The 3,986-nt window shown below is 73.5% G+C and carries 4 protein-coding genes; all 4 read right to left on the bottom strand.

Features of this window, described 5'->3' with window-relative positions:
- Positions 1–144 precede the first annotated feature (144 nt).
- The 4 genes from MFF42_RS21710 to MFF42_RS21695 all read right to left on the bottom strand — a co-directional run bounded on the left by MFF42_RS21710 (position 145) and on the right by MFF42_RS21695 (position 3,719).
- The gene (locus MFF42_RS21710; protein ID WP_238257669.1) at positions 145–1,173 is read right to left on the bottom strand and encodes a YcjF family protein; all 1,029 of its coding nucleotides are present in this window, start codon (positions 1,171–1,173) and stop codon (positions 145–147) included.
- Positions 1,170–2,618, bottom strand: a complete 1,449-nt coding sequence (locus MFF42_RS21705; protein ID WP_238257668.1) for a YcjX family GTP-binding protein — start codon at positions 2,616–2,618, stop codon at positions 1,170–1,172. The genes MFF42_RS21710 and MFF42_RS21705 overlap by 4 nt, the downstream gene beginning before the upstream one ends.
- Positions 2,619–2,721: 103 nt before the next feature.
- Positions 2,722–3,219: a type II toxin-antitoxin system Prs ADP-ribosylating toxin ParT gene (parT, locus tag MFF42_RS21700; RefSeq protein WP_238257667.1), complete on the bottom strand. Its 498-nt coding sequence runs from the start codon at positions 3,217–3,219 to the stop codon at positions 2,722–2,724.
- A complete protein-coding gene (locus MFF42_RS21695; protein WP_238257665.1) occupies positions 3,216–3,719 on the bottom strand; it encodes an Xre family toxin-antitoxin system antitoxin in 504 nt (167 codons plus the stop codon). Before MFF42_RS21695 ends, parT begins: the two co-directional genes overlap by 4 nt.
- Between the last annotated feature and the right edge of the window lie 267 nt (positions 3,720–3,986).

Genomic DNA, 3,986 nt, shown 5'->3' with positions numbered 1-3,986 from the left:
CCGGCCGGTGCGGGAGCTTCCGTTTTGGGGTGCCGCTTCGATCCCCGTCATCGCGAGGCGAAGCCGAAGCGATCCAGGGCGCCCCATCTCCGGAAAGGTCGCGCCCTGGATCACTTCGCTGCCGCTCGCGATGACGAAGGCCCGCTACTCCTTGTCCTCGCCGCCCCGAAAGAGCTGGCCAGCCACGTCGTTGACGGTCGGCGGCGTGGCCCGGACGAAGGGGAGGGGACGGCAGACGGCGAGCGCCGCGAGGCCGAAGCGGGCGGTCATCAGGCCGTTGAGCACGCCCTCGCCCAGCTTGGCCGAGACGCGGGCGGCGAGCCCGAGGCCGAGCACCTGGTGCAGCATGCCCTCGCCCACCGCCATGCCGCCGGTGACGGTGAGGTGGGCGAGCGCCGCCCGGGCGAGCCTCAGGAAACCGAGCAGGCCGGGCCGCCCGCCGTAGATCGCCGCGATCCGACGCAGCAGCCGGGCGGCGGAGAACACCACGAAGGCGACGTCGACGATCGCCCGCGGGCTGAGCGCGGTGACGGCCGAGACCTGGCTCGCGGCCTGGGCGATGGCCGCCTTGGCCTGCCGGTCGAGAGGCACCAGCAGCTCGCCCTCGGCGAGAGCCAGCCGGTCGTCCACGTCGAGGATCGCGTCGCCCACCGCGTCGAGCCGGCGGAGGCCGGCCGCCAGCGCCGGCCGGTCGGCGTAGAAGCCGCGCAGCTCCTGCACCACGCCCTGCGCCCCCGTGTGGTCGCGGGTCGAGAGCGCCGCGAGGGCGCGCTCGCGCAGCGCCTCGATCTTGCGCTCGCGCCAGACCCCCAGCGCCTCGCGGGCGACGATCGCCGTGAGCGCGATCGCGGCGAGACCGAGCAGCGCCAGCGCGACCCAGCCGAGCCAGGGCGCGGTGGCGAACAGGTCCGTGATCAGCCGCTCGACCGAGAGCCCGACGGCGATGGTGACGAGGCCGCCGAGCGCGCTGAGCAGGATCGACAGCCACGGCGCCCGGCGCTTGGGCGCCACCGGCACGGCGACGCCGTCGGCGGCGTCCACGATCTCGTAGGGCTCGTCGACGAAGCGCACGTCCGGCCGCGGCGGGAGGGGAGCCTCCGCGGTCGCGGCCTCCGGCGGGGGCTGGTCGGCGGCGGGGATGCGGAAGGCGCGCGGGCGCTGCGGGTTGGTCACGTCAGCCGATCCCCGATCAGGAACTGCATGGCCCGGTCGAGCCGGATCTGCGGCAGGTGGCCCGGCCGGCCGAGCGCGTCGGGCTTGACCGGGGGCGGGCGGAAGCGCGGGAAGCGGAACGAGCCCGGCGGGACCGCGCCGTCGAGCACCGCCTGCGGGTCGGCCGGCAACTCGCCGGGGAAGACGGCGGCCTCCGAGAGTCCGTCGAAGACCTCGTCGCCGACATGCTCGCCCGCCTCCGGCGTACCGGAGACCGCGCGCAACACCGCGCCGCCGTCATGCACCGTGGTCTCGCGGGTGGCGCGGACCGAGGCGAGCGCCACGGTCCCGACCCGCGCCCCCGCGGCCTCGGTCCGGCGCATGGCGCGGGAGACGAGCAGGCGCAGCAGCGCGTCGAGCCGGTCGTGGCTCGACTGGTGGAGATGGTCGGCCTTGGTCGCCGCGAACATGATCCGGTCGGCCCGCGGCGCGAAGAAGCGCGAGAGCAGGCTGTTGCGCCCGATCCGGAAGGCGAGCAGCACCGCGTCCAGCGCCTCCTCCAGCTCGGCCAGCGCCGCCGGGCCGGAATCGACCGCCGAGAGCACGTCCACCAGCACGATCTGCCGGTCGACCCGCTGGAAATGCTCGCGGAAGAACGGCTCCACTACCTTGCTCTTGTAGGCCTCGAACCGCCGCTCCATCAGCGCGCCGAGGCAGCCGGGGACTTGCGTCTCCTCGAGGCGGTCGAGGGGGGCGAAGGTCAGCATCGGCGAACCGGCGAGGTCGCCGGGCATCAGGAAGCGCCCCGGCGGGGTCGTGGCGACGGATTCGGCGCCGGCGCGGAGCGCGGCGAGATAGGTCTTGAAGGCGTTGGCGGCACGCTCGGCCACCACCTCGTCGAGGGGCGCGGCCGGGTCGAGTTCCCGCATCAGCGCGAGCCAGGGCGCAGCGATCTCGGCCCGGCCGGCCCGGCGGGTGCCGGCGATGGTGGCGCGCGACCACGCCGCGTAGCTCTGATCGACGAGCGCCAGATCGAGCAGCCACTCGCCGGGATAGTCCACCACGTCGAGCATCAGCGTCGCCGGGCCCGAGCGCCAGCCGCCCGCGCGCTCGTACTCGATGGCGAGGCGGAACTGGCTGATCCGGTCGGTCGAGCCCGGCCAGCGCCGCGCCTCGGTGAGCGCCGAAAAGTTCTCCTCGAAGGGGAAGCGCGGCACGTCGTCGTCGGGCTGGGGCACGAGCCGCGCGCGGCGCAGGCGCCCGGCTTGCGCCGGTTCGAAGGCGGGGAGCGCATGGCCCTCGACGAGATGGTGGATCAGGGCGGTGGTGAACACCGTCTTGCCCGAGCGGGCGAGCCCGGTGACACCGAGCCTCAGCGTCGGCTGGATCAGCAGGTCGCTGGAGGCTTCCGCGAAGGCCTTGATCGCGGAACCCGCTTGCGCGGCGTAGTCGAAGAGGGGCGGCAAGGCGGGCTCTGGCGGCGGGCTTCGGCGGGGAAGCGGGACCGCTGACAGGTGGCGCGGGCAGACGGCGATCTCAAGACGTGCCCGGCGCGGGCAACGGCCTCCCTCACGCGAACGGAAGCCGGTCGCGGTCGAGGCGCGGGTCGTACACCCACTTCCGGACCTTGCGGGCCGTGATCCGCGCGGCGTCGGGATGGGCGGGATTGATGAGAGCGTTCTGCTCCTCCGGCACGATGACGGAGGGGACGAGCAGGAGCGCCGACCGGTTGCCGTTCGCCCAATCCGTGCCGAAGGCCAGGCTGACGAGGCCCGCCGGTTCGGCATCCCAGCCGACGGGCAGCGTGTCGGGCGTCGCGACCTCGGCCGCGGCCCAGACCTCGTCCGGCACCTCGATCTCGACGAGGTAACGGTTCAGCGGCAGGCCGCCGGCATTGAGGTGGACGAAGGTTTCGAGGCAGGCGAGGGCACGGCTGCCCGCCGCGTAGACCAGGGCGACCCCGACGGCATTCCACCGGCCGCCGGAGAGCTTGGCCCCGGTCCCCGACAGGTCGTCGGCGGTGTAGGTCCTCGCGTCGGTGCCGATCCGCCAGACCGATCGGCTCACGCATAGGCTCCGCTCTGGATCTGGGCCAGCGCGCGCGACACCAGGGCTTGGCCTTCCATCGTGTCGAGGAGGTCGAGCGGCTTGCCGCCGCCCAGAGCCGGCAGGGGCTCGCGCAGCCAGCGCGACAGCCACGCCGGCGCGTCGAAATCCTTCGCCTCGCCGGCTTCCTCGATCATCGCCTCGAGCTGCCCGACGAGCTTGGCGAGCCCGACGACGCGCTCGCTGTCCTCGGCCGAGAGGGCCTCGTCCCGGGCCGCCTTCTTGTTCACCGTCGCCGTCTTCAGGTTGAGGGCATCGAACATCACCTGCTGGTCGAGGCGCAGCTCGGTGATGAAGCCCTTGACCGTCCTGGCTGGGACGCCGGCCTTGATGACTTCGATGCGGTCGAAGGGGGAGGCACGGTAGAGATCGAGATAGGCGAAGGGACGCGGGCCGGACCGTGCGCCCGCACCCTGCGGATTCCTCCGCTTGAGTGACACCTTGGCCGTCGTCTCCGGCATTGCGGCTGCTCCTTTGAGCAGAACCATAGCTCTTTCGAGCAAGGACGCAAGGCGCCGACGGCCTCCGCGACGCCGCGCCTGCGGATCTCCCCGCGCCTCGGCCCTACGCCGCCCGCAGCGCCCGGATCGTTCCGAGCGTGTCCGTCCGCAGCGTCACGAGGCGGCGGATCAGGGCGGGAAGGTCGCCGCCCTCCCGGCAGGCCGCCTCGATCTCGCGGCACAGATCGGAGAGGGCGACGAAGCCGAGGGCGCCGGCGGCGGCGACCA

Source organism: Methylorubrum podarium, from assembly GCF_022179745.1.
Taxonomy (GTDB): domain Bacteria; phylum Pseudomonadota; class Alphaproteobacteria; order Rhizobiales; family Beijerinckiaceae; genus Methylobacterium; species Methylobacterium podarium.
The sequence above is the reverse complement of the archived record's forward strand: the minus strand, read 5'-3'. Positions and strand labels throughout refer to the sequence as shown.

Bases quoted from the DNA above. Each gene is read 5' to 3' on its own strand.
- MFF42_RS21695 (WP_238257665.1), bottom strand. From the start codon at position 3,719: ATGCCGGAGACGACGGCCAAGGTGTCACTCAAGCGGAGGAATCCGCAG.